This is a genomic window from Winogradskyella poriferorum, from assembly GCF_050618035.1.
Taxonomy (GTDB): Bacteria; Bacteroidota; Bacteroidia; order Flavobacteriales; family Flavobacteriaceae; genus Winogradskyella; species Winogradskyella poriferorum_A.
Window position 1 is genome coordinate 1 of the sequence record NZ_JBODPY010000126.1, and the last position, 236, is coordinate 236.

General features: G+C 39.4%; 1 protein-coding gene. It reads left to right on the top strand.

All coding sequences use genetic code 11. The features are described 5' to 3' along the window. On the top strand, positions 1–236 hold a 236-nt coding region (locus ACRHOC_RS15175), incomplete at both ends, for a class I SAM-dependent methyltransferase (protein ID WP_431159445.1).

Below are 236 nucleotides of genomic sequence, written 5' to 3' on the forward strand. Positions count from 1 at the left end.
GGGCATAAAACAGGATATTTTGTAGATGATCGTGAAAACAGAACGCGAGTACGAGCTTTAAGTTTGAATAAGATGGTACTAGATGTGTTGTCATCTGCTGGAGGATTTTCAGTTCATGCCTTGGGCAATGGTGCTTCAGAGGTAAGAAGTGTTGCTATTAGCAAACAACCACTAAATATTGCCAGAGAAAATGACAAGCTGAATTCGAATTCTGGTAAACATAAAACTTTGGCTGG